The sequence below is a fragment of the Streptomyces sp. genome (assembly GCF_036566765.1).
In the GTDB taxonomy this organism is placed as follows: Bacteria; Actinomycetota; Actinomycetes; order Streptomycetales; family Streptomycetaceae; genus Streptomyces.
Window position 1 is genome coordinate 1 of the sequence record NZ_DATCVQ010000702.1, and the last position, 23,741, is coordinate 23,741.

Genomic DNA, 23,741 nt, shown 5'->3' on the forward strand with positions numbered 1-23,741 from the left:
CCATGAGCCCGGCCGTGGCCGGCAGACCGGCGCCGAGCAGCCGGACGCCGGGGTGCCGGGCGAGCAGCGCGGGCGGCGCGGGGCGCAGCCGGAGCGCCGAGGCGTCGATGTTGCGGGTGAGGACCGGCAGCGTACGGGAGCGGCGCACCTTGACCACCGCGCCCTGGCAGGCGAAGTACAGGGCATAGCAGAGCAACAGGCCGTAGCAGAGCGGCAGATAGTGCCGTCCGGGGCCGTGCGGCTCCAGGTTCATCAGCCCGGCCACCAGCAGCAGGTCACGGATCAGCTGGCGCACCATCACATCCGCGCGGGCCTTGGACAGCACCCGGCTGAGCCGGCGGTGGCGGCGGTTCAGCATCACCTCCAGGGCCAGCCCGGCGGCGGTCGAGGCGGCGAGGAGGGCCGCGTCCGGGCCGACGGCCCCGGCGACCTGGCCGGCGAAGGCGACGCCGAGCGCCGCGAGCGGACCGAACCGCCGCAGTCGGCCGAACCGCCGGAGTCTGCCCGACCGGCGGGACGGGCGGCGTGACCGGCGGAGACGAGCGAGAGAGCGCACGGCGGGACTCCAGTGGGGGCAGGACCGGCGGGGGGACCGGGCAAGGGGTTGAACGAGCCACCGCGGCCGATTCGCCCGGAACAGGCGGAAGTTCACCTGAACCGGCCCGGTCCGCGTGTCGGGTTTACGCGCAGGGCGTCGACGAATGCACGCGCGGGGCGACGGCCGACTTACGCACGGGACGCCGACCAAACCTCCGTGGCGCCTTCTGTCCAGCCCCTGTCCAGCGACTGGAATACGGAAGCGATGGCCGCCGCGCCTGACATAGATTCGGACTTGTGACAGTGGCAAGGCAGTACGTAACGGAAGCCCGCAGGATCGTCGTCAAGGTCGGTTCGTCCTCGCTGACCACCGCCGCGGGCGGCCTCGACGCGGACCGCGTCGACGCCCTCGTCGACGTGCTCTCCAAGGTCCGCAGCGGCGGCGAGAAGGAGATCGTCCTGGTCTCCTCCGGCGCCATCGCGGCCGGCCTGGCCCCGCTCGGACTGACCCGCCGCCCCAAGGACCTGGCCCGGCAGCAGGCCGCCGCAAGCGTCGGCCAGGGCCTGCTCGTCGCCCGCTACACCGCCTCCTTCGCCCGGTACGGCATCCGCGTCGGCCAGGTGCTGCTCACCACCGACGACACCAGCCGCCGGGCCCACTACCGCAACGCCTACCGGACGCTGGACCAGCTCCTGGAGATGGGCGCGCTGCCGGTCGTCAACGAGAACGACACCGTCGCGACCGACGAGATCCGGTTCGGCGACAACGACCGGCTCGCCGCCCTCGTCGCCCACCTCGTCCGCGCCGACCTGCTGGTCCTCCTGTCGGACGTCGACGGTCTCTACGACGGCGACCCGTCCAAGCCCGGTAGCTCCCGGATCGCCGAGGTCGCAAGCCCGAAGGACATCGCGCACGTCGAGATCGGCTCGGCCGGCAAGGCCGGCGTCGGCACCGGCGGCATGGTCACCAAGGTCGAGGCCGCCCGGATCGCCGCGGCCGCCGGCGTCCCCGTCGTGCTCACCTCCGCCAGCCGCGCCGCCGACGCGCTCGCGGGCCGCGACACCGGCACGTACTTCCGCCGCACCGGCCGCCGCTCCGCCGACCGTCTGCTCTGGCTCGCCCACGCCTCCACCCCGCAGGGTTCGCTCACCCTGGACGACGGAGCCGTGCGCGCCGTGGTCGAGGGCCGGAAGTCGCTCCTGCCGGCCGGCATCGCCGCGGTCGAGGGCGACTTCGTCGCCGGCGACCCGGTCGAGCTGCGCGACTCCGCCGGCCGGGCCGTCGCCCGCGGTCTGGTCAACTTCGACGCCAAGGAGATCCCGCAGCTCCTCGGCCGCTCCACCCGCGAACTCGCCAAGGAACTCGGCCCGGCCTACGAGCGCGAAGTCGTACACCGGGACGATCTGGTCGTGGTCCGGACCTGAAACGGCTGAAACTCCGGTCATCCGCCGGAGACCTTCACCAAAACCGCCCCACATGCGGCCCCGGACTGGTCAACTTTGTCTCGGGGGCAAGACAAGGCGGGGTACAGCACAGCAGCACGCATCACAACAGGAGGCCGCCGGTGAGACGAGCGCGCCCAGGGGCTCCGCCCCGCGGGACGTCCGAACGCGCCCTGACGAGCGTCGAGGCCGGAGCCGACTTCGGTGCGGCGACGGATGACACGGACACGAGCACGGCCGCGGACGGACGGGCAGACGGCCGGGCCGAGCGACGCACCGAGGTCCTGGCCGAGGTGCGCGTCGAGCAGCGCGCCGAGGAACGGGTCGTGTCCAAGCTCTGGCACATCACCCTCAGCGTCTCGGGGTCCGAGGCCCCGCTGAAGGAGGTCCGGCGCGGGCTCGAACAGCTCGCCCACGACCACCCCTTCCTGCTGACCAGCCGCTACGCCAACGACCACGCCGAGATCCGGTACTGGGAAGAGGCCCGCGACCTGCACGACGCCGCCGCGGTCGCGCTGCGGCTCTGGGGCGAGCACCGGCAGACCGCCAAGCTGCCGCCGTGGGAGATCGTCGGCCTTGAGGTCATCGACCGCGAGACCTACCACCAGCGGATCGCCGAAGGGTACGGCCCGCCGCCCGCCGCCCCGGTGGGCGTCCACCCCTTCTGACGCCGCCAGGGGGACGTCTCCCCGGGTCCTGCGAGGTGTCCACGGGCACGTCTCGCAGTACGGGATGTACGAGGGATGTCCGCAGCGGTGCCAGTACCCTGCGGACATGACCTCGCTCACGCCCCTCGACAATCTGTCCCCCGTCGCCCGGGCCGCCTACCGTGCCCGCGCCGCCGCCGCCGAAATCGCGCCACTTCCGCGCGCGGCGAAGGACGACGCCCTGCTGGCGATCGCGGACGCGCTCGAGGTCCGGGCCGGCGAGATCGTCGAGGCCAACGCAGAGGACATCGCCCGCGCCCGTGAGGCCGGCACCAGCGAGGCCATCATCGACCGGCTCACCCTCACCCCCGAGCGGATCCGGGCCATCGCCGCCGACGTCCGCGACGTCGCCGCCCTGCCCGACCCGGTCGGCGAGGTGGTCCGCGGCTCCACCCTCCCCAACGGCATCGACCTGCGCCAGGTCCGCGTCCCGCTGGGCGTCGTCGGCATCATCTACGAGGCCCGGCCCAACGTGACCGTCGACGCCGCAGCGCTCTGCCTGAAGTCCGGCAACGCCGTCCTGCTGCGCGGCTCCTCCTCCGCGTACTCCTCCAACAGCGCCCTGGTGACGGTGGTGCGCGACGCCGTCGGCGGCGCCGGGCTGCCCGCCGACGCGATCCAGCTGGTCCCCGGCGAGTCCCGCGACTCGGTGCGCGAGCTGATGCGCGCCCGCGGTCTCGTCGACGTCCTCATCCCGCGCGGCGGGGCCTCGCTGATCAAGACGGTCGTCGAGGAGTCCACCGTCCCCGTCATCGAGACCGGCACCGGAAACTGCCACGTCTACGTGGACGCCCAGACCGACCTCGACATGGCCGTCGACATCCTGATCAACTCCAAGGCCCACCGGGTCAGCGTCTGCAACGCCGCCGAGACCCTCCTCGTCCACCAGGACATCGCCGAGGCGTTCCTGCCGCGCGCTCTGGACGCCCTCGCCGAGGCCGGCGTGACCGTCCACGCGGACGAGCGGGTGCTCGCCCACGCCGAGGGCACGAAGGCCACCGTCGTCCCCGCAACCGCGGAGGACTGGGAGACCGAGTACCTGTCGTACGACATCGCCGCCGCGGTCGTCGACTCGCTCGACAAGGCCGTGGAGCACATCCGCCTGTGGTCCTCCGGCCACACCGAGGCGATCGTCACCACCTCCCAGGCCGCCGCCCGCCGCTTCACCCAGCTGGTCGACTCCACCACGGTCGCCGTGAACGCCTCCACCCGATTCACCGACGGTGGCCAGTTCGGCTTCGGCGCGGAGATCGGCATCTCCACGCAGAAGCTGCACGCCCGGGGCCCGATGGGCCTTCCGGAGCTGACCTCGACCAAGTACATCGTCACCGGCGACGGTCACATCCGGTAATCGGATCCGTCCGGAACGGGCAGGGATAGTTCGCACTCTCCCTGCCCAAAACCACCTCCCAGGTCTACTCTGAATCCGTGCCGGACGACGTGGGGGGCAAGCCGTTCCAGGACGGCGGGGACCCCGAGGACTCTGTCGACCGCGGAGGCGCGGACGAGGACTTCGCCACCGTGGTGTTCGACGAGGACTTCGTCCGGGCCGCCGAAATCCATGAGCCCACCGCCGTCGAGCGGCTGCTCGCCGCCGCCCAGGCCCGCGCCGAGGCCGACGCCGCCCGCGCCCGCGCCGGCGGCCCCGCCGACGACGAGTACTACGAGGACGGCTACGACCCCGGCGGCCGCTTCCTCGGCTCCGACGGCTACGACCCCGACGGCTACGACGACGCCGGCCCGTACGGCCCGCACGGCGGCGCCCTGCGCCCCTACCGCGGCAGCGCCCGCTGGCACCGCCCGGTCGCCTGGGTGCTCGCCCTCGTGATGGGCGTCGGCATGGTCGCCCTCGCCTTCACCGCCGTCTACCGGGGCGCCACCGCCGAGCGCGAGGACCCCGCCCCACCGCCCGCGACCACCGGGGTCGACACCCCGTCCCCCGCCGCCACCTCGGCCGTCGCCCCCGTCGTCGTCCCCACCGCCTCCGGCCCCGCCGAGGCCCGCCCCGCCGACCGCGGACCCTCGGCCTCCGCCGAGCACTCCGGCCTGCCCGTCCCGGCCGTTCCCCACACACCCTGACGCGTCGGGATTCTTCCGAACTTGTCGTGTACCTGGGCGTTTACGGAAGCCCGCGCCGACCTACTCTGAAGGTATGGCAGGGCGTGGCGACCCGCCTGAGGGGACACCCGAGGGGCTCCCCGGCGGTGGTGAGGACGAATACCGATCCGTCGTTTTCGACGAGTCGTTCGTCCGCGCTGCCCGCCTCCAGGAGTTCTCCGCCCAGGAACGGATGGGCGAGCACGCCCGCGCCGTCCGCTCCCGCCCCGGCTCGGAGTCCGGCCGCCGCTCCCGGCAGCCCCTCGTACTGGTGCTGCTGATCCTCCTCGCCTTCGGAACCGCCATCTACCTCGGGGTCCGCAACCCCTACCAGCCGCCGGCCGTCCACCGCGCCGAGCCGCTGCGGACCACGATGACCCCGCTGGCCCCCCAGAGCCGCGTCCCGGGCGGAGAGCCCGCCGAGCTGCTCGCCCACAGCCCCGCCGCCGAGTACCGCACCGGCGTGGCCGGCATCAACCTCCCCGACACGGGCCGCACCGAGCACTTCTCGGAGGGCCAGGTCATCGCCGCCCTGTCGGTGGCCAAGGACTACCTCGTGGCCTCCTCTCTGGAGCCCGACGTGCTGTCCGGGGCGACCACCCGCCCGGTGCGCCTGCTGATCGACCCGGACCAGCAGGCCCAGTTCGACCGCAGCGTCGAGGCGTCCCGGTCGGACGGCCGGCACGCCCTCGCCGGCTGGCTGATCCGCTTCGACCCGGCCCGGGCGACCGTGGTCGACCCGGCCACCCGCGTCCAGGGCACCCTCCGCTTCGCGGAGATCGACGCCAACCTGCTGCAGGTGACCGCGGACCACACCTTCACGTACGCGCTGCGGCCCGCCGCCTCCGGCTCGGGCCCGGCCGCTGCGGCCTCGCTGTTCACCGTCCACCGCGAGCTGCAGTTCCGCTTCGACCGCGAGGACCTGCGGATGCACCGGGCCGAGCTGCTGACCAGTCGCGTCGCCGCCGGCCCGCAGGCCTGCGCCCCCGACGCCGCCGGGACCCTGCGGCCCCTGCTGGCCGGCGAGCAGGCCCCCGGCACGGAGGCCCCCGCCGTCACCGACCCGTACGCTGCCGGCGACGACGCCGTCGCCCCGCTGTGCGGTGCCCTGTCCCCGAAGGCCCAGCCCTCGCTCTGACCGGCCCTCGATCCGAGGCCGGCCCTCGATCCGAGGCCGGTCAGAGCGTAGGGCTCAGGCCTCGCTCGGGTCCTCGCTCCTGCCGTCCCCGGAGCCGGCCTTGCCGCCGAACCGGCTGCGCAGCTTGCCGCCCAGGTCGCCCGCGAGGTCGCCCGCGCCGCCCGCCATGTCGCCGACCAGCTTCAGCAGCGGATCCTTGCTCGTCCGCAGGGTCTCGGCGTAGTGGCCGGCCGACTCGCGGATGGAGTCGGTCACCGAGGTGTCCTTGTCCTCCGAGCGCCGCGGGTAGTGGCCGTCCATGATCCGCTGGTAGTCGCGGGTCTCCGCCCACTTCTTCAGCTCTGCCGCCCGCACCGTGGTGAAGGGGTGCGTGCGCGGCAGCAGGTTCAGGATCTTCAGCACCGAGTCCCGCAGGTCGCCCCCGGCCTCGTACTCCTCGGCCTGCGCCAGGAACGCGTCCACGTTCATCTCGTGCAGGTGGTTGCCGCCCGCGATCTTCATCAGGCCGCGCATCGACGCCTGGAGGTCCTGGCCCACCAGCAGCCCCGCCCGGTCCGCGGAGAGCTCCGACTTGCGGAACCACTCCCGCAGCGCCGTCACGATGGCCATGATCGCCATGTTGCCCAGCGGGATCCAGGCGATCTTCAGCGCCAGGTTGGTCAGGAACAGCAGGATCGTGCGGTAGACGGAGTGACCCGAGAGGGCGTGGCCCACCTCGTGGCCCACGACCGCGCGCATCTCCTCCTCGTCGAGCAGTTCCACCAGGCCGGTGGTGACGACGATGATCGGCTCGTCGAGGCCGATGCACATCGCGTTGGGCTTGGGGTCCTGCGTGACGTACATCGGCGGGACCTTCTCCAGGTCCAGGATGTGACAGGCGTCCCGCAGCATGTCGTTGAGGTGCGCGAACTGGGCGTCGCTCACCCGCACGGAGTCGGAGAGGAAGAGCAGCCGCAGGCTGCGCTCGGGCAGCAGCCCGCTGAGGGTCTTGAACACCGTGTCGAAGCCGTTGAGCTTGCGGAGCGCGACCAGGGCCGACCGGTCCGCGGGGTGTTCGTACGCGCGCGAGGAGATGTCCGGGAAGCGCTTGCGCTGCCTGCTCGGAACCTTCCCCTGGGCGCTTTCGGTGCCGTCGGTCATGGATGCCCCCTGTTCGTACGAGATCTCGCTCGTCCCCCTGACAGACCCAGCCTAGGTCCTGGCTCCACGCTCCGTCGGAGCCTGTGGACAACCTCGGCGTTGTGGAAATCCGAGGATGCGAGGTGCCGTCACGGTGACGACGACTACGACAACGACTGAGTCGGCGTGAGCGTGCCCGATGGGCCCGCATACGATGTGCGCGAAGTCTCGCTCCCATCCCCGACTCGATTGGTCCTGCCGAAGATGAGCCTGCACAGCACCGCCCTCAACCTGGTCAGCCTCGCCGAGGGCGCCGAACACGGCGGCAACCACGACAGCCTCAATCCGTACCTCACCGGCGGCGGCGCCCTGCTCGCGCTGCTCCTGCTGCTGTGGGTCACCACCCGCTTCAACCGCGACCGCTGATCCGGCGGACCGCCCGGAGGGAGCGCGCCGACGTGCCAGTAGGCTCTGCACGCATGGGAGAGCAGGAAGTGCCTACTGGCCGCGGCAAGCGCCGACTCGGCGTGATGGGCGGGACGTTCGACCCGATCCACCACGGACACCTGGTGGCCGCCAGCGAGGTGGCCGCCCTGTTCCACCTCGACGAGGTGGTGTTCGTGCCGACCGGGCAGCCGTGGCAGAAGAGCCACAAGGCGGTGTCCGCCGCCGAGGACCGCTATCTGATGACGGTCATCGCGACGGCCTCCAACCCGCAGTTCTCGGTCAGCCGGATCGACATCGACCGCGGCGGGGCGACGTACACCATCGACACGCTGCGTGATCTGAGCTCGCTCAACGCCGACGCGGACCTGTTCTTCATCACCGGCGCCGACGCGCTCTCCCAGATCCTCACGTGGCGCGACGCGGAGGAGCTCTTCGGGCTCGCCCACTTCATCGGCGTCACCCGACCGGGCCATGACCTGACCGACGACGGCCTGCCGAAGGGCGGGGTCTCGCTCGTCGAGGTCCCGGCGCTCGCGATCTCCTCCACGGATTGCCGGGCGAGGGTCGCACAGGGGGATCCGGTCTGGTATTTGGTGCCGGACGGTGTGGTGCGCTACATCGACAAGCGCCAGTTGTACCGCGGCGAGTGAGCCTCGGAGAGGGGCACCGGTGAACGATCAGCACAGTCCGTACGACCCGTACTACCCGCAGCAGCCACAGATCATCGGCTACGACGAGTACGGGCAGCCGGTGTACCAGCAGCCCCACCAGGCGCAGCGACCTCAGGGCTACGATCAGGACCCGTACGCCCAGCAGCAGCCGCAGGGGTACGGCTACGACCCCTACGCGCAGCAGCAACAGCCCGCGCCGCCCGCGCAGCAGCCGTACGACCCCTACGGTCAGCAGGCCCCGCAGCCTCCGCAGTCGTACGACGCGTACGGCCGGCCTCCGCAGCAGCAGCCGTACCAGCCCCCGCAGCCGCCCCAGGCCCCCGTGGCCGCGCCCGCCGGTGTCCCCGGCCAGCGCCGGAGCGCCCCGCAGGAGCACGGCGGCGAGGATCGCGACTACCGCACCGAGCAGTTCTCGTTCATCGAGGAGCAGGACGAGGACTCCGAGGACGTCATCGACTGGCTCAAGTTCACCGAGAGCCGTTCGGAGCGGCGCGAGGAGGCCCGCCGCAAGGGCCGCAACCGCCTCGTCGCCCTGGTCGTCGTCCTGGCCCTCGTCGCGATCGGCGGCGTCGGCTACCTGTGGTCGGCCGGCAAGCTCCCGGGCCTCGGCGACGACTCCGCGGAGGAGCAGCGGAACACCGCGACCGGCCCGCAGAAGCGGGACATGATCGTCGTGCACCTCCACAACACCAAGAAGGGCGGCACGTCCACCGCGCTGCTCGTGGACAACGCCACGACCAAGCAGGGCACCACGGTCCTGCTGCCGAACGAACTCGCCGTCGCCGACGACGAGGGCTCGGCGACCACGCTCGGCAAGTCCGTCGAGGACGACGGCTCCACCGGCACCCGCGACGCCATCGGCAACCTGCTCGGCACCGAGATCACCGGCACCTGGCGGCTCGACACCCCGTTCCTGGAGAGCCTCGTCGAGATGGTCGGCAACATCGACGTCACCACCGACACGGACGTGCCCGGCGAGAAGAAGGGCGAGGCGCCGCTGGTGAAGCGCGGCGAGAACCAGACCCTGAACGGCCGGGCCGCCGTCGCCTACGCCACCTACCGCGGCCCCGGCGAGTCCGAGGCCAAGCAGCTCCAGCGCTTCGGCCAGGTCATGTTCGGCGTGCTGCGCAAGATGTCGGACGACCCCAAGAGCGCCACGCTCACCGTGCAGACGCTGGCCCAGATCCTCGACCCGTCCCTGCCGGAGAAGGACCTCGGCGCCTCGCTCGCCAAGCTCGCCGAGCACGCCAAGGGCGGCGACTACAAGACGGCGCTGCTGCCGGTCGGCCAGGACGGCACCCTGAAGGAGTCCGCGAGCAGCGGCGTGGTCAAGGACATCCTGGGCGGCAAGGTCAGCGCACCCGAGCAGGGCGCGGCGGTCCGCGTCGCGATCCGCAACGGCAGCGGGAACGCGGACGCGACCGAGGCGGCGCGGATCGTGCTGATCAACGGCGGCTTCGCCTTCGTGGGCGGAGCCAAGGCCGACACCGAGGCGAAGTCCCAGGTCACCTACCGCGACGACGCGCAGAAGGTCGCCGCCGGCGAGGTGGCCAAGACCCTGGGGCTGCCGGCCGGCGCGGTGAAGAAGGGCACGCCCGCCGGAAGCGCCGACGTCACGGTCGTCCTGGGCAAGGACTACAAGGTCAAGAGCGGTTCCTGAGCCCGTGCGGCCCGGCGGGCCGGTCCTCGCAGGACCGGCCCGCCGGGCCCTCGTCTATTCGCTTGCCGGGCTGTCCGCCGTCCGTGAGACCCTGGACATGTTCCCGACCGACGACGAAAGCCAGCTTGTGACCGCCACGGACCGCTCCATCGAGCTCGTCAACACCGCCGCTCAGGCGGCTGCCGACCGGCTCGCGCACGACATCATCGCCTACGACGTCAGTGACGTGCTGTCGATCACCGACGCCTTCCTGCTCGCCTCCGCGCCCAACGACCGCCAGGTCAAGTCGATCGTCGACGAGATCGAAGAGCGTCTGAACAAGGAGCTGGGCGCGAAGCCGGTGCGCCGGGAGGGCGACCGCGACGCCCGCTGGATCCTGCTGGACTATGTCGACATCGTCGTCCACGTCCAGCACAGCGAGGAGCGGGTCTTCTACGCCCTGGAGCGTCTGTGGAAGGACTGCCCTGAGCTGTCCCTGCCCGACGACGCCGTCAAGACCCGTGGCAAGGCGGCCGAGCACGCCGCTCTGACCGGCGCCGACGAGACGGACGGTGAGCTGAGCTGAGCGCCACCAAGAGCGGCGCCGGCCGCAGGATCGTCCTCTGGCGGCACGGCCAGACCTCGTGGAACCTGGAGCGCCGCTTCCAGGGCTCCACGGACATCGAGCTGACCGAGGCCGGCGTCGCCCAGGCGCGCCGCGCCGCCCGGCTGCTCGCCGCGCTGAAGCCGGACGCGATCGTCGCCTCCGACCTGAAGCGGGCGGCGGCCACGGCCGCCGAGCTGGCCGCGCTCACCGGCCACACGGTCGGGCACGACTCCGCGCTCCGCGAGACGTACGCGGGGGAGTGGCAGGGCCTGACGCACAACGAGATCGTGGCCCGGTACGGCGAGCAGTACGCCTCCTGGAAGCGCGGCGAGCCCGTGCGCCGCGGCGGCGGCGAGCTGGAGACCGAGGTCGCCGACCGCGCCGCCCCGGTGGTCCTGGAGCACGCCGAGAAGCTGCCCGTGGACGGCACGCTCGTCGTGGTCAGCCACGGCGGCACGATCCGTACGACCATCGGCCGGCTGCTGGGCCTGGAGGCCCAGCACTGGGAGAGCCTGGGCGGGCTGTCCAACTGCTGCTGGTCGGTCCTCGGCGAGGGCGCCCGCGGCTGGCGGCTCCTGGAGCACAACGCCGGGACGCTGCCCGAGCCGGTCCTCGGCGACGACGACTGACGCCGGTCGACCCGCCGGGACGGCGCCGGGAGACAGCCCCGGATCCGGATTTCACTTTCCGGCAGGTCACAGGCTAAAGTTCTTCTTGTTCGCAGCGCAGAGCGCGAAGAACACGAGGGGCTATAGCTCAGTTGGTAGAGCGCCTGCATGGCATGCAGGAGGTCAGGAGTTCAATTCTCCTTAGCTCCACAGTCACCGAATCCCGTCCCCACCAGGGGGCGGGATTCGTCGTTTCCGATCAGGTCCCGCAGAGCACGCTCATCGCGCGGCGACTGTGGTCGTCGTTCGGGGTGTACGTCACGATCCGGCACTCCGGCATGCCGTTGATGCTGAGCGAGACCGATGTCATGCGCAGCTCGCCCACGGCGTCGTGACGGAAGGTCTTCACCCGGGCCCCCGGCGGCACCACGTCGCCGCTCGCCCAAAGCCGGGCGAACTCCCCGCTCGCCTCCGACAGCCGCCGGACGAACGACTCCCAGGCGGGCTCGCCCACGTGCCGCCCGTACGAGCCGCGCAGCTGGGCCACCATCAGCGGAAGTTCCTGGTCCCGGTGGACCAGCGGGCAGGTTGGCTCCGGCACCGTGAAGAGCGTCCACAGGACGTTGCGTAGGTCGGTGAGCTCGTGCTCCGGCCCCATGAAGAGCGTCCGGTACGCGACGTTGGTCGCCAGGACGTCGTAGCGCCCGTTGTAGATCACCGCCGGATGCGGGTGCAGGGCGTCGAGGATGCCCTGGAGCTCCGGACTGATGGACTGGGCGTCGTCCTCCGCGTCGGGCGCGTACGCCACCTCGGCCAGGTGGTACAGGTGCTCCCGCTCCGGCGGGTCGAGCCGCAGGGTGCGTGCCACCGCGTCGAGCACCTGTGGCGAGGCGTTGATCGGCCGGCCCTGCTCCAGCCACGTGTACCAGGTCACCCCGACGCCGCTGAGCTGGGCGACCTCCTCCCGGCGCAGCCCCGGTGTCCGGCGACGTAACCCCGGTGGCATGCCGACGTCCTGTGGTGTCACCCTGGCCCGGCGGCTGCGCAGGAAGGATGCCAGCTCGGGCCGTCGGCGCTGTGTCGGTGCTGCCATAGTCGTCACGCCCCCATGGTCGAGTCCCTGTGCCGCCGTTGCCAGGTGCTGTCACTACTAGTATCGGCGGGCTCTCGTTACCCGTATCGGATCGGCGTCACGCTGACAGCCATGACGACGACCACCTCACATCCCGTACTCAGTAAAGCCGGTGGCACCGACAACCGGCCCGGGCTGCTGCTCGGCGTCGTGCTCGCCGCGCAGTTCATGGCCCTGCTCGACGTCTTCATCGTGAACGTCGCCGCGCCCACGATCCGCGCCGAACTCGCCGCCTCCGGGGCGGGACTTCAGCTGATCGTCGCCGGCTACACCATCGCGTACGCGGTGCTGCTGATCACCGGCGCCCGGCTGGGCGACCTGATCGGACACCGCCGGATGTACCTGGGCGGCCTGGCGCTCTTCACCGCCGCCTCGCTCGCCTGCGGACTAGCCGCGGAGACGGGCCAGTTGATCGCTTTTCGGGCGGTCCAGGGGGCCGGCGCGGCCCTGATGATCCCGCAGGTGCTGAGCCTGATCCAGCGCAACTTCACCGGCGAGGGCCGGGTGCGCGCCCTCAGCGCGTACTCCGCGGTGCTCGCCACCGGGGCCGCGGCCGGTCAGGTCGTCGGCGGAATCCTGGTCAGCGCCGACCTGTTCGGCGCGAGCTGGCGGCCGGTCTTCCTGGTCAACGTGCCCCTCGGGCTCGTGCTGCTGGTCCTCGGCTCCCGGGTGCTGCCCCGCGACGAGCGCACCGACCCCGAGCGGGCCCGTTCGCTCGACCTGCCTGGCCTGGTCCTGCTCGCCGCCTCCGTCTCGCTTCTGACCGTCCCGCTGGTCCTGGGTCAGGAGCAGGACTGGCCTCTGTGGTCCTGGCTGTCCCTGGGGGCCTCCCTGCTCGTGTTCGCGGTGTTCTTCGCGTACGAGTCTCGGCTCGCCCGCCGGGGCGGCGCCCCGCTGGTGGCGCCGCGGGTGCTGCGGCACCCGGGGATGGGCCGGGCGGTGCTGCGGATCGCGGTGGCGATGGCCGTCAACGCGGGGTTCCTGTTCACCCTCACCCTGCACGTCCAGGGCGGGCTCGGGTACAGCGCGCTGCGCGCCGGTCTGACGTTCGCGCCGACCGCCGTCGTCTTCGGCGTGGTGGGGCTCACATGGCGGCGCTGGCCGGCCCGTCTGCAGCCGTTCCTGATCACCGGCGGTTTCGCGCTGGCCGCGGCCGGAACGGCGGGGATGGGCTGGGTGCTCAAGGACGGCTCCAGCGGCGGTGCGGCCTTCTACGCGACGTTCGCCGCCGCCGGCGCGGGCGTGTCGCTGGCCTTCAGCCCCGCGCTGACCGGCGCGCTCGCCACCGTACGGGCCGAGGACGCGGCCGACGCCAGCGGACTGCTCGCCACAGTGACCCAGCTCGGTCAGCTGGTGGGCGTCGCGGGCTTCGGCACGCTCTTCCTGAACCGGCTGGACGCGCCGGGGGCGCATGCCTCTGGCAATGCGCTGTGGGCGTGCGCCCTTGCGCTCTGCGTCGCGTCGATCTTGGGCGGCTCGACCGGTCTGCTGCGCCGACCCCGCTGACCCCCTTGCGGGGCCATGGCAGAATCGGAGCGCCGGAGGGGGACGACGGTCCGGGCGGGAGGGAATGTGCGATGGCCGCGAGCAGTTCCGGGCAGAAGGATGATCTGCTCGCCGCGGCGGAGAAACGTGCGGATTCCCGCGCTCCCCTCCACTGTCCGTCGTGCGGCTCGTCCCATGTCGCCCAAGTCCTCGGCGACAACGGCGGAGTGTCCTACGTGTGCACGGCCTGCGGCCACAGCTGGAGCTGAGTGATGGGTGCCCACAGGCGGAAGTGCGACTGGTGCGGCAGCGGCACGCCCATCGTCCGGGACATGGATCCCGTCAACCCCGAGTACCAGTACTGGTGCGAGGAGTGCGCGCGAGCGCTGATCATAAAAGGCGACCCCATCGAGACCTACCGGGAACTCGAGGGGGAGCCGATCTACGGACGGCTGCTCGACGAGCACTGCACGCTCAAGCGGTTCTACTCCTTCGCCACCGCGTGAGCGCGTAGCCCGCGAGCAGCCCGGCGGCCGCCAGGGGGTAGACCCCCGACAGCAGCATCTGGCCGGGGTTCTGGTCCAGTTCGGGCCGGCCCGGGTCGTGCGGCACCCACCACAGGGCGAACGACGCGAAGGCGAGCGCCACCGCGACCACCGGCCAGACGGTGCGCACCCGGTCGGCGAGCAGGATCAGGAGCGGCACGCACCACACCCAGTGGTGTGACCAGGAGATCGGGCTGATCATCAGGGCGGTCAGCGCGCAGACGACCACCGCGAGCGCCTTGTCCTCGCGTAGCGCCGCCCGCACCGCGAGCGTCATCGCCACCGCGCCGAGGACGGCGGCCGTCGCCGCCCACCACATCCCCGGGTCGTCGGTGTGCATCAGCCGGGCCAGCACCCCGCGCAGCGACTGGTTCGCGGTCTCCTCCGCGAAGCCCACCCGCCCGGTCTCGAACAGCGTCTGCGTCCAGAACCGCTTCGAGTCGTACGGCAGGATCAGCGCGCTGACCAGCGTCGTACCGAGGAACACCGCCGTGGCGGTGGCCGCCTGGCGCAGCCAGTGGTTCCAGCCCGTCTCCCGCAGCCGGAACAGACCGACCGCCATCAGCAGGACCACGAACAGTCCCGGGGTGAGTTTGACCGCGGTGGCCAGACCAATGCCCAGGCCGGCCCACCGGTTGCCCTCCCGCCGGGTCAGGTCCCAGAGCACCGCGACCGCGATGAGCAGGTTGATCTGCCCGTACCGCAGCGTCGTCCACACCGGCTCGCACCACACAAGGACGGCCGCCGCCCAGAACGTCGCCTTCCACTGCGCGGTCCGGGACCGGCCGGGCGTCACCAGGCGTAGCGACAGATGGACCAGCGCCACCAGGAGCAGCAGGTTCCCGGCCGTCGCCAGGGTGCGCATCTCCGGGACGCCGACCAGGGTGAGCGGGGTGAACAGCAGACCCGCGAAGGGCGGGTACGTCATGGCGAGGTTCGCCGAGGTGGCGCGCATCGCGTACAGGTCGCCGCCGGCCCGCACGGTCTCGCCCTCGGCCCGGTAGACCATGAGGTCGAGCATCGTCACATGGGCGGCGCGCTGGGCTGCCCAGAAGGCTATGAGCGAGAGCAGGCAGGCCGTCGCGGCGGTGGCGAGGGGCCACTGCCGGACGCGGGAGGCGGCGATCACGGACACGGTCACAGAGGGCGACCCTACCCGGCGCCGTCCGGCCCCCGAAGAACCGATTTGGTGAACCCCCGGGGAGCCGGTTAATGTTCTGTCTGTCGCCGCGAGGGAAACCGACACGGAGACGGAAAGCACGGGGCTATAGCTCAGTTGGTAGAGCGCCTGCATGGCATGCAGGAGGTCAGGAGTTCAATTCTCCTTAGCTCCACAGAAGAAGAAGCGGGTCATCCGGATCGGATGGCCCGCTTCTTCGTGTGTCACGTCACACCCCGGGGTGCGGGCCGGTCAACCCCGGCCGCTGCCCAGCGCCTTGCGGCTCACCGCCGGAAGCGCGGGCCGCTCCTGCGGGGCCTGCTCCACCCGGAGGGCCAGCGCGGGACAGCGGCGCACCGCGCGCTGCGCACGCCCGCGCAGATGCATCGGCACCGAGGCGTCGGCGAGCGCCGGGAAGCCGTCCGGGCCCAGCCGGATCAGCTCGGGCACGATGTCCGCACAGAGCCCGTGGCCCTGGCACAGAGTCCAGTCCACCGCGAGGCGCTCGCCGCTCGGGATCGACTCCTCCGCGTCCTGGTAGCCGGGCGCGGGCAGCGGCAGCACCCCGGTCGTGGCCCGGCCGCAGCCGCCGTCCAGGACGTGCGCGGCGAGGTCGTCGGTGAACGCCGACAGGGTCGAGGCGAAGAACCTGGCCGAGCCGTCGGGGTGCTTGCAGGCGCCCCGGCCCTTGACGGCCTGGGTGACCTCGCGCAGCGCCTCCAGGGCGGCCGGACCGCCGCCGTTCAGCACGTCCGACAGGCCGCCGGCCGCCGCGGGCAGCCCGAGGCGGCACGGGCCGCACTGGCCGGCCGTCTCCGCCGCCAGCCAGTTCGCCACGCGCAGCGCCTCGCCCAGCGGGCAGGTCTCCGGGCCGATCGGCAGGATCGCGCCCGCGCCCAGGGAGCCGCCCACGGCCGCCAGGGACTCCCGGGACACCACGGCGTTGTGCACCGCCACGGCGTCGATCCAGTTGCCGTGGTAGCCGCCGGTGAGCACGCCCTGCGGCAGCGGCGGGGCGCCGGCCAGCTGGAGCACGTACCGCAGCGGGACCCCGGTGGGGACCTCGACCACCATCGGGCGGGCGACCGCCCCGGAGAGCGTCAGCAGGACCGTCCCCGGCTCGCTGTCGAGGCCGGAGTGGCCGTAGCGGCGCGGACCGATCCGCGCGGCGACGGCGAGCTGCGCGAAGGTCTCCGCGTTGGACAGCAGCGTCGGCGCGCCGCCGACGCCCGATTCGGCGGCCCGCTCCCGGCGGCCGGCCGGCAGCGCGGGCCCGCCGCCCGCCGCGCGGATCACCGCCGACGCCTCGCCGGAGACCATCCGCTCCGGGGTGCGCACCACCCGGGCGCGCAGCTGCTGGCCGCGCCGGTCGGACAGACCGCGCTCGGCGAGGGCGGCGCGTACCGAGATCTCCGTCGAGTTGCGGGTCACGGCCACGATCAGGGTGCGCGCGCCGAGCGCCTCGGCGGCGAGCAGGGCGCCGTCCAGGATGAGGTGCGGGGCGCGATTGAGCATGACGGTGTCCTTGCGGCAGGCGGGCTCGCCCTCGCTGCCGTTGATCACCACGACGGGGCGCACGCCGCGCCGGATGGCCGCCTGCGCCACGGACCGCAGCTTGCGGCCGAAGGGGAAGCCCGCGCCGCCGCGGCCGCGCAGGGATATGTCGTCGGCGAGCTGTGCGAGCCGCTCGCCGTTCATCGGTTCCAGCGGGCCGTGCACCTTCAGGTGCATGGCCAGGTCGAGCCGCTCCACCAGGTCGAAGCCCTGGGTGAGCTGGGGAAGGCCGACGACGCGGACCTCGGGGACGTCGGGGAGCGGGGCGTTCACGGATGGTCTCCTGCGGGTGCGGTCCAGGGCTCGCCCGGGGCGGGGCCCCCGAGCGGGCCGGGCACGGATTCGGCGGGGTTCGCGTAGGCCGGCGGCGGGGGAGAGGGAGCGGGCCAGTAGCCGGGCCTCGGGACGGGGTCGGGGACGATCGGCAGCTCCTCGGTCATGGGCACCCGCTCGGCGAGCGGTATCTCCGACACCGCGCGGTACGCGGCGGAGAAGCCGGCGGGAGTCGGGGCGGGAGCGGGCACGGGGGCCGGTGCGCGGGCGGTCAGCCGGGGACGGGTCCGTACGGTCGTGGTGTCGAGGGAGACCGGGCGGGGCGCCGGCTCCCGGCTGAGCTCCTGCGTGTACGCGTCCGGGCTCGTGTCCCCGTACCGCTCCGCGAAGCCCCTCAGGGGGCGGCGCGCGGCGGGGGACTCGTACGGCTCCGGTCCGGCCTCGCGGCGCTCTTCCCGCTCCGTCTCCTGGAGCTCCTCGCGGGGGCCGGTGAGCGCCAGGACGCGGTCGGCGAGCTGCTGCCGTACGGGTTCGGGCAGCAGGCGCAGTGCGACGGCGCCGGCGACCCCGGCCAGGGCCAGGCAGTACATGACCACCACCCAGGTGGCGGCCGCGCGTCCCGCGTACAGGCCGTGGACCAGGGCGCAGCACCAGGCCGGGTAGGCCAGCATGTGCAGCGGCCGCCAGCGGGCCGCGACCTTGCCGCGCCCGGCCAGGGTGCTGCGCAGCGCCCCGGTGGAGGCCGCGACGACCATCAGCAGTCCGGCGAGCGAGCCGAAGCCGATGAGGCCGGCGGTGCCGGTGACGCCGAGTCCGAAGGGGACGAACGCGCCGAGCGGCTCCACATGGCCCAGGGAGACCTTCACCGTGCCGTGCAGCAGCAGGAAGCCGAGCGAGGCGACTGCGGTGGCGCGGTGGATGCCCTGGGCGAGCAGCCGCTGACGGGTACTGAGCAGCAGCCGGTCGGTGGCGATCAGGCCCCAGGCCACGGACGCGGTGAGCGACACGAGGGAGAGCACGCCGGTGGTGAAGTCGAGCGTGGCGCGGAATCCGTCCGAGCCGCCTATGGCGAGCAGCGGAATGATGACCAGCGCGGCGACCGAAAGTCCGCCCTGAACCGGGCGGCTCATAACGGCCTTCGGTCCGGGCGACGAACGGATCTTGCGATGAGGGTTCATGGGGGCGACTCCGAATGGTGCGGATAAGAGGTCCCGTTGCCGCATGCTAAGTCGCCCCATACCAGTGGGTAGGTGGTTTGCAGGTTTACATCTCGCGACCGAGCAAACTGACTCTGGGGTTGCCCTGGATAGGGGTGATACGCGGAGTAACCCGGTCGGTCCGGGACGTCCGGTAACCGACCACCGCGTACCGGAGCGCCCCTCCGCGCGCGCGGGGCGGAACGTCGGTGCGGCCCGCTCGGGCCCTGCGGTACCCTGACGCCATGCGTGCCGTACGCCTTCTGCTTAGCGAGCCGCGCTGATCAGTCCCGACGGATGAAAGATTCCGGTCGGAATCGGCGCGGCGTCCCCTCCTGTGCGAGGGGATTTTTCATTTCGTGGCAGTGCAGTTCGCGGGCAGTGGGCAGAGACGATCGATGGAGCTTCAGGGATCATGAGCGAGATGAATTCGGCTGCCGAGACGGCGGCCCCGCATCGTTATACGGCGGCCATGGCCGCCGACATCGAGGCACGCTGGCAGGACTTCTGGGACGCCGAGGGCACCTACGAGGCGCCGAACCCGACCGGTGACCTGGCCGGGGACCCGGCGGTCGTCGCCCGCCCCAAGAAGTTCATCATGGACATGTTCCCGTACCCCTCCGGCGCCGGTCTGCACGTCGGCCACCCGCTGGGCTACATCGCCACCGACGTGTTCGCGCGCCACCAGCGCATGACCGGACACAACGTGCTGCACACCCTGGGCTTCGACGCCTTCGGCCTGCCGGCGGAGCAGTACGCCGTGCAGACGGGCACGCACCCGCGCGTGTCCACCGAGGCCAACATGGAGAACATGAAGGCCCAGCTGCGCCGCCTGGGTCTGGGCCACGACAAGCGCCGGTCGTTCGCCACGATCGACCCGGGCTACTACAAGTGGACCCAGTGGATCTTCCTGCAGATCTTCAACGCCTGGTACGACGACGAGGCGAAGAAGGCCCGCCCGATCGCCGAACTGGTCGAGCAGTTCGAGAACGGCGCCCGTGAGGTACCCGGGGGCCGCGACTGGGCCGCGCTGAACACCGCCGAGCGCGACGTCGTCCTGGGCGAGTACCGCCTGGCGTACACCTCCGACGCCCCGGTCAACTGGTGCCCCGGCCTGGGCACCGTGCTGGCCAACGAGGAGGTCACCGCCGACGGCCGCTCCGAGCGCGGCAACTACCCCGTCTTCAAGGCGAAGCTGCGCCAGTGGAACATGCGCATCACCGCCTACGCGGACCGCCTGCTGGAGGACCTGGACGCGCTGGACTGGCCCGAGGCCATCAAGCTGCAGCAGCGCAACTGGATCGGCCGCTCCGAGGGCGCCCGGGTCGACTTCGCCGTCGGCGACGACGCGATCACCGTCTTCACCACCCGCCAGGACACCCTGTTCGGTGCGACCTACATGGTGCTGGCCCCCGAGCACGACCTGGTCGAGAAGATCGTCCCGGCCGCCTGGCCCGCCGGCGCCCACGACGTGTGGACCGGCGGTCACGCCACCCCGGCCGAGGCCGTCGCCGCGTACCGCAAGCAGGCGGCTTCGAAGTCCGACGTCGAGCGGCAGGCCGAGGCCAAGGAGAAGACCGGCGTCTTCACCGGCGCGTACGCGACCAACCCGGTCAGCGGCGAGCAGGTCCCCGTCTTCATCGCCGACTACGTCCTGATGGGCTACGGCACCGGCGCGATCATGGCCGTCCCGGCGCACGACACCCGCGACTTCGCCTTCGCGCGCGCCTTCGAGCTGCCGATGCGCTGCGTCGTCGAGCCCAGCGACGACCGCGGCACCGACCCGGCCGCCTGGGACGACGCCTTCGCCTCGTACGAAGCGAAGCTGGTCAACTCCGCCAACGACGAGATCTCCCTGGACGGCCTGGGCGTCGTCGACGCCAAGGCGAAGATCACCGCCTGGCTGGCGGACCGCGGCATCGGCGAGGGCACCGTCAACTTCCGGCTGCGCGACTGGCTGTTCAGCCGCCAGCGCTACTGGGGCGAGCCCTTCCCGATCGTCTACGACGAGGACGGCGTCGCCCACGCGCTGCCCGAGTCGATGCTTCCGCTGGAGCTGCCGGAGGTCGACGACTACTCGCCGCGCACCTTCGACCCGGAGGACGCCGACAGCCGGCCCGAGCCGCCGCTGTCGCGCAACGCGGACTGGGTCAACGTCACCCTGGACCTGGGCGACGGCCCCAAGAAGTACCGGCGCGAGACCAACACCATGCCCAACTGGGCCGGCTCCTGCTGGTACGAGCTGCGCTACCTGGACCCGCACAACTCCGAGCAGCTGGTCGACCCGGCGATCGAGCAGTACTGGATGGGTCCGCGCGAGGGCATGCCGACCGGCGGCGTCGACCTGTACGTCGGCGGCGCCGAGCACGCCGTGCTGCACCTGCTGTACGCGCGGTTCTGGTCCAAGATGCTGTTCGACCTGGGCCATGTCTCCTCGGCCGAGCCGTTCCACAAGCTGTACAACCAGGGCATGATCCAGGCCTTCGTCTACCGGGACGCGCGCGGCATCGCGGTGCCCGCGGCCGAGGTCGAGGAGCGCGACGGCGGCTTCTTCCACGAGGGCGAGAAGGTCAGCCGCGTCCTGGGCAAGATGGGCAAGTCCCTGAAGAACGCGGTCACGCCGGACGAGATCTCCGCCGAGTACGGCGCGGACACGCTGCGCCTGTACGAGATGGCGATGGGCCCGCTGGACGTCTCCCGCCCGTGGGACACTCGCGCCGTGGTCGGCCAGTACCGGCTGCTGCAGCGGCTGTGGCGCAACATCGTCGACGAGTCGACCGGCGAGGCCACCGTGGTCGCCGCCGAGCCCGACGAGGACACGCTGCGCGCCCTGCACAAGGCGATCGACGGCGTCTCCCAGGACATGGCGGCGATGCGCTTCAACACCGCCATCGCCAAGGTCACCGAGCTGAACAACCACCTGACCAAGGTGGGCGGCCCGATCTCCCGGTCGGTCGCCGAGAGCCTGGTGCTGCTGGTCGCGCCGCTGGCTCCGCACATCGCCGAGGAGCTGTGGCGCAAGCTGGGCCACGCCGACTCGGTCGTCCACCAGGACTTCCCGGTGGCCGACCCGGCGTACGTCGTGGACGAGGCCGTGACCTGCGTCGTGCAGATCAAGGGCAAGGTCAAGGCCCGCCTGGAGGTCGCGCCGTCGATCACCGACGCCGAGCTGGAGGCGCTGGCCCTGGCCGACCCGGCCGTCGTGGCGGCGCTGGGCGGGGCGCAGATCCGCAAGGTGATCGTGCGCGCGCCGAAGCTGGTCAACATCGTGGCCGGCTGATCCTGGCCGGCTAGCGGACGGAGAACCGGCACGGGGCCCGCAGGACGGGCCCCGGGTTATCCCTTACGGGCAGGTTGGGGGTTCCGATGGAACCCCCAACCTGCCCTCTCCGTTTACGGTGGAAGAACACAGTCGACGCTGGAGGAGCGACGCTCATGGAAGCCGCGATCACGATCATGGCGCTGCTCTTCTTCGCCTTCGTCGCGCTGGGTGTCTACGCGGCCGTGAAGGTGGCCAAAGCCGCCGCTCGCGGCGTCGACCGCACCATCGACCAGGCCAAGCGCACGGTCGAGGACACCACGCTGCGCGCCCGCAGCTACGGGCAGGGCGGGGTCGCCGGCGAACTGGCCCAGCTGAGACTCGCGCTGCGCACGTCGATGCGCGCGACGCAGGCCGCGCTGGAGGCCGGCGCGGTCGAGGACGCCTCGCTGCGGGAGTCGCTCGACCTGTTCAAGCGGCTGAGCGGGCACGCGCGCGTGCTCGACGAGGACCTCAAGCGCCTGGAGCGCGAGCCGGACCGGACCGGGGTGGCAGCGCAGCTGCCCGGCCTGCGGGAGCGGACCGAGCAGGTCACGAAGTCGGCGGACTCGTTGCGGTGGGCGGCCCGGGACCGGGCGCGCAAGTTCGCCGACGACGACCTGGCGACGCTGAGCGCCGAGATCGACATGGAGGCGGGGGCGCTGCGGCACTGGTCGGATGCGGAATCGGAATCAGCCTCGGCATCCGAGAGGGATTGGGAATCTGTGTCGACGCCGGAGTCGGCGTCCGCGGGGTCCAAGGACCGTGAGCGCGCGGGCGAGCCGTCGGGGCCGCGGGAGATTCCGGCGAGCGACCCGCGGGTGACCACGTACCCGTGGGAGAAGTCGGCCCGCCCGGAGACCACGAACTGACTGAGGCGTCGGGCTTTTCGGCCCGGGAGCAGGGGTGTAGCGGACGCGCCGCCCAACCGGCCGGGCGACGCGAGCACGTGCGGACCGGGGGCCGGGCTGCCGCGGGGCCGCCCCTGCGGGTAACCTCCCGCTCATGTCCCGGCATGTCGCGATCGTCACCGATTCCACGGCCTACCTGCCACCCCAGGCGATGGAGCGGCACGGCATCACAGCGGTCCCCCTGACCGTCGTCATCGGCGACCAGGCCCTCGAGGAGGGAACCGAGATCTCGGCCCGCTCGCTGGCCCAGGCGCTGCAGAAGCGGAAGCCGGTGACCACCTCGCGGCCGAGCCCCGAGGTCTTCGCCGCGACCTACCGCGCGGCGGCCGAGGCGGGCGCGACCGGCATCGTCTCGCTGCACCTGTCCGGCGAGTTCTCCGGCACGTACGACGCGGCCGTGCTCGCGGCGCAGGACGCGCCCGTGCCGGTGCGCGTGGTCGACACGGGCATGGTCGGCATGGCGCTCGGGTTCTGTGCGCTGGCCGCGGCCGAGGTCGCCGACGCGGGCGGCACGCCCGACGAGGCGGTGGCGGCGGCCGAGAAGCGGGCCGCCGGAACATCCGCGTACTTCTACGTCGACACCCTCGACTATCTGCGCCGGGGCGGCCGGATCGGAGCCGCGCAGGCGCTGCTCGGATCGGCGCTCGCGGTGAAGCCCCTGCTCGAACTGGACGGCGGGCGCATCGAGCTGAAGGAGAAGGTGCGCACCGCGTCGAAGGCGATCGCCCGCCTGGAGGAGATCGCGGCCGAGCGGGCGGGCGCCGGCCCGGTCGACATCGCCGTGCACCACCTCGCCGCCCCCGAGCGGGCCGCCGCGCTGGCCGACCGGCTGCGGGAGCGGGTGCCGGGGGTCGCGGAACTGCACGTCAGCGAGGTGGGCGCGGTCATCGGCGCGCACACCGGACCGGGGCTGCTCGCGGTGGTGATCTCGCCCCGGTAGCGGGCGGCCGCACCCGCAGGGGTGACGGACTTTTCCACAACCCGCCGGTAATCCACGGGAATCGTGGCTGTTCAGCGGGTTCGGTCGGATGTCCCTACCGTCGTCCGCATGGGACTTCGAACGCATTCCGCAACGACGACCGAAACCGTGACTCCCGTGCGGAGGGCGGCCGGCACGAGTGGGCCCGGACGCGCGCCCGGATCGGACGGACGGGTCCGCCGCGGCGTCCGCGGCT

At 72.2% G+C, this 23,741-nt stretch carries 20 protein-coding genes, 2 tRNA genes and 1 pseudogene; 17 read left to right on the forward strand and 6 right to left on the reverse strand.

Features of this window, described 5'->3' with window-relative positions:
- A pseudogene (locus VIU94_RS40385) lies at positions 1-556 on the reverse strand (hypothetical protein); the annotation flags it as partial.
- A gap of 278 nt (positions 557-834) precedes the next feature.
- Between VIU94_RS40385 and proB the strand changes: the two are divergent.
- The 5 genes from proB to VIU94_RS40410 all read left to right on the forward strand — a co-directional run bounded on the left by proB (position 835) and on the right by VIU94_RS40410 (position 5,922).
- Positions 835-1,962 (forward strand): glutamate 5-kinase, encoded by a 1,128-nt coding sequence (gene proB, locus VIU94_RS40390; RefSeq protein WP_331919912.1) that lies wholly within the window; start codon positions 835-837, stop codon positions 1,960-1,962.
- Positions 1,963-2,102: 140 nt separating this feature from the next.
- Positions 2,103-2,648, forward strand: a complete 546-nt coding sequence (locus tag VIU94_RS40395; protein WP_331919914.1) for a DUF8830 family protein — start codon at positions 2,103-2,105, stop codon at positions 2,646-2,648.
- Between the two features lie 106 nt (positions 2,649-2,754).
- Positions 2,755-4,038 carry a glutamate-5-semialdehyde dehydrogenase gene (locus tag VIU94_RS40400; protein WP_331919916.1) on the forward strand — a complete coding sequence of 428 codons (1,284 nt, stop codon included), beginning with the start codon at positions 2,755-2,757 and terminating at the stop codon, positions 4,036-4,038.
- Between the two features lie 77 nt (positions 4,039-4,115).
- Positions 4,116-4,766, forward strand: a complete 651-nt coding sequence (locus VIU94_RS40405; protein WP_331919918.1) for an SCO2584 family spore wall biosynthesis protein — start codon at positions 4,116-4,118, stop codon at positions 4,764-4,766.
- Positions 4,767-4,839: 73 nt separating this feature from the next.
- Positions 4,840-5,922, forward strand: coding sequence for an SCO2583 family membrane protein (locus VIU94_RS40410; protein WP_331919920.1), 1,083 nt, complete (start codon positions 4,840-4,842; stop codon positions 5,920-5,922).
- A gap of 54 nt (positions 5,923-5,976) precedes the next feature.
- Here the strand turns inward: VIU94_RS40410 and VIU94_RS40415 are convergent, their stop codons facing one another.
- Complete coding sequence (locus VIU94_RS40415; protein WP_331919922.1) at positions 5,977-7,062, reverse strand: M48 family metallopeptidase; 1,086 nt, start codon at positions 7,060-7,062, stop codon at positions 5,977-5,979.
- Positions 7,063-7,305: 243 nt separating this feature from the next.
- Here VIU94_RS40415 and VIU94_RS40420 point away from each other — a divergent pair, with 243 nt between their 5' ends.
- The 6 genes from VIU94_RS40420 (at position 7,306) to VIU94_RS40445 (ending at position 11,223) form a co-directional block, all read left to right on the forward strand.
- Positions 7,306-7,467 (forward strand): hypothetical protein, encoded by a 162-nt coding sequence (locus VIU94_RS40420; RefSeq protein ID WP_331919924.1) that lies wholly within the window; start codon positions 7,306-7,308, stop codon positions 7,465-7,467.
- Between the two features lie 53 nt (positions 7,468-7,520).
- Positions 7,521-8,138: a nicotinate-nucleotide adenylyltransferase gene (nadD, locus tag VIU94_RS40425; RefSeq protein WP_331919926.1), complete on the forward strand. Its 618-nt coding sequence runs from the start codon at positions 7,521-7,523 to the stop codon at positions 8,136-8,138.
- Between the two features lie 19 nt (positions 8,139-8,157).
- Positions 8,158-9,819 (forward strand): LCP family protein, encoded by a 1,662-nt coding sequence (locus VIU94_RS40430; RefSeq protein WP_331919928.1) that lies wholly within the window; start codon positions 8,158-8,160, stop codon positions 9,817-9,819.
- 97 nt (positions 9,820-9,916) lie between these two features.
- Positions 9,917-10,384 carry a ribosome silencing factor gene (rsfS, locus tag VIU94_RS40435; RefSeq protein ID WP_331919944.1) on the forward strand — a complete coding sequence of 156 codons (468 nt, stop codon included), beginning with the start codon at positions 9,917-9,919 and terminating at the stop codon, positions 10,382-10,384.
- Positions 10,381-11,034, forward strand: coding sequence for a histidine phosphatase family protein (locus tag VIU94_RS40440; RefSeq protein WP_331919946.1), 654 nt, complete (start codon positions 10,381-10,383; stop codon positions 11,032-11,034). Before rsfS ends, VIU94_RS40440 begins: the two co-directional genes overlap by 4 nt.
- A 116-nt stretch (positions 11,035-11,150) precedes the next feature.
- A tRNA-Ala gene (locus VIU94_RS40445) sits at positions 11,151-11,223 on the forward strand.
- Positions 11,224-11,272: 49 nt separating this feature from the next.
- On the opposite strand, the gene VIU94_RS40450 is transcribed toward VIU94_RS40445, so the two are convergent.
- A complete protein-coding gene (locus VIU94_RS40450) occupies positions 11,273-12,106 on the reverse strand; it encodes a helix-turn-helix transcriptional regulator (protein ID WP_331919948.1) in 834 nt (277 codons plus the stop codon).
- A 111-nt stretch (positions 12,107-12,217) separates the two neighbouring features.
- On the opposite strand from VIU94_RS40450, the gene VIU94_RS40455 reads away from it, so the two are divergent.
- The gene (locus VIU94_RS40455; protein ID WP_331919930.1) at positions 12,218-13,651 is read left to right on the forward strand and encodes an MFS transporter; all 1,434 of its coding nucleotides are present in this window, start codon (positions 12,218-12,220) and stop codon (positions 13,649-13,651) included.
- Between the two features lie 251 nt (positions 13,652-13,902).
- On the forward strand, positions 13,903-14,136 hold the full coding sequence (locus VIU94_RS40460; protein ID WP_026277450.1) for a hypothetical protein: 234 nt from the start codon (positions 13,903-13,905) through the stop codon (positions 14,134-14,136).
- Here the strand turns inward: VIU94_RS40460 and VIU94_RS40465 are convergent.
- Positions 14,105-15,310 (reverse strand): glycosyltransferase 87 family protein, encoded by a 1,206-nt coding sequence (locus tag VIU94_RS40465; protein WP_414721095.1) that lies wholly within the window; start codon positions 15,308-15,310, stop codon positions 14,105-14,107. The two genes, VIU94_RS40460 and VIU94_RS40465, sit on opposite strands and share 32 nt — an antisense overlap.
- A gap of 126 nt (positions 15,311-15,436) precedes the next feature.
- Here VIU94_RS40465 and VIU94_RS40470 point away from each other — a divergent pair.
- Positions 15,437-15,509, forward strand: a tRNA-Ala gene (locus tag VIU94_RS40470).
- 77 nt (positions 15,510-15,586) lie between these two features.
- On the opposite strand, the gene VIU94_RS40475 is transcribed toward VIU94_RS40470, so the two are convergent.
- Entirely contained in the window at positions 15,587-17,161 is a 1,575-nt protein-coding gene (locus tag VIU94_RS40475) for an NADH-ubiquinone oxidoreductase-F iron-sulfur binding region domain-containing protein (RefSeq protein ID WP_331919934.1), read from the reverse strand.
- Complete coding sequence (locus VIU94_RS40480; protein ID WP_331919936.1) at positions 17,158-18,291, reverse strand: ferric reductase-like transmembrane domain-containing protein; 1,134 nt, start codon at positions 18,289-18,291, stop codon at positions 17,158-17,160. The genes VIU94_RS40475 and VIU94_RS40480 overlap by 4 nt, the downstream gene beginning before the upstream one ends.
- Positions 18,292-18,772: 481 nt before the next feature.
- Here VIU94_RS40480 and leuS point away from each other — a divergent pair, with 481 nt between their 5' ends.
- The 3 genes from leuS to VIU94_RS40495 all read left to right on the forward strand — a co-directional run bounded on the left by leuS (position 18,773) and on the right by VIU94_RS40495 (position 23,506).
- Positions 18,773-21,637, forward strand: a complete 2,865-nt coding sequence (gene leuS / locus VIU94_RS40485; RefSeq protein WP_331919938.1) for a leucine--tRNA ligase — start codon at positions 18,773-18,775, stop codon at positions 21,635-21,637.
- 155 nt (positions 21,638-21,792) lie between these two features.
- Positions 21,793-22,527, forward strand: coding sequence for a hypothetical protein (locus VIU94_RS40490; RefSeq protein WP_331919940.1), 735 nt, complete (start codon positions 21,793-21,795; stop codon positions 22,525-22,527).
- A gap of 133 nt (positions 22,528-22,660) precedes the next feature.
- On the forward strand, positions 22,661-23,506 hold the full coding sequence (locus VIU94_RS40495; RefSeq protein WP_331919942.1) for a DegV family protein: 846 nt from the start codon (positions 22,661-22,663) through the stop codon (positions 23,504-23,506).
- Positions 23,507-23,741 lie beyond the last annotated feature (235 nt).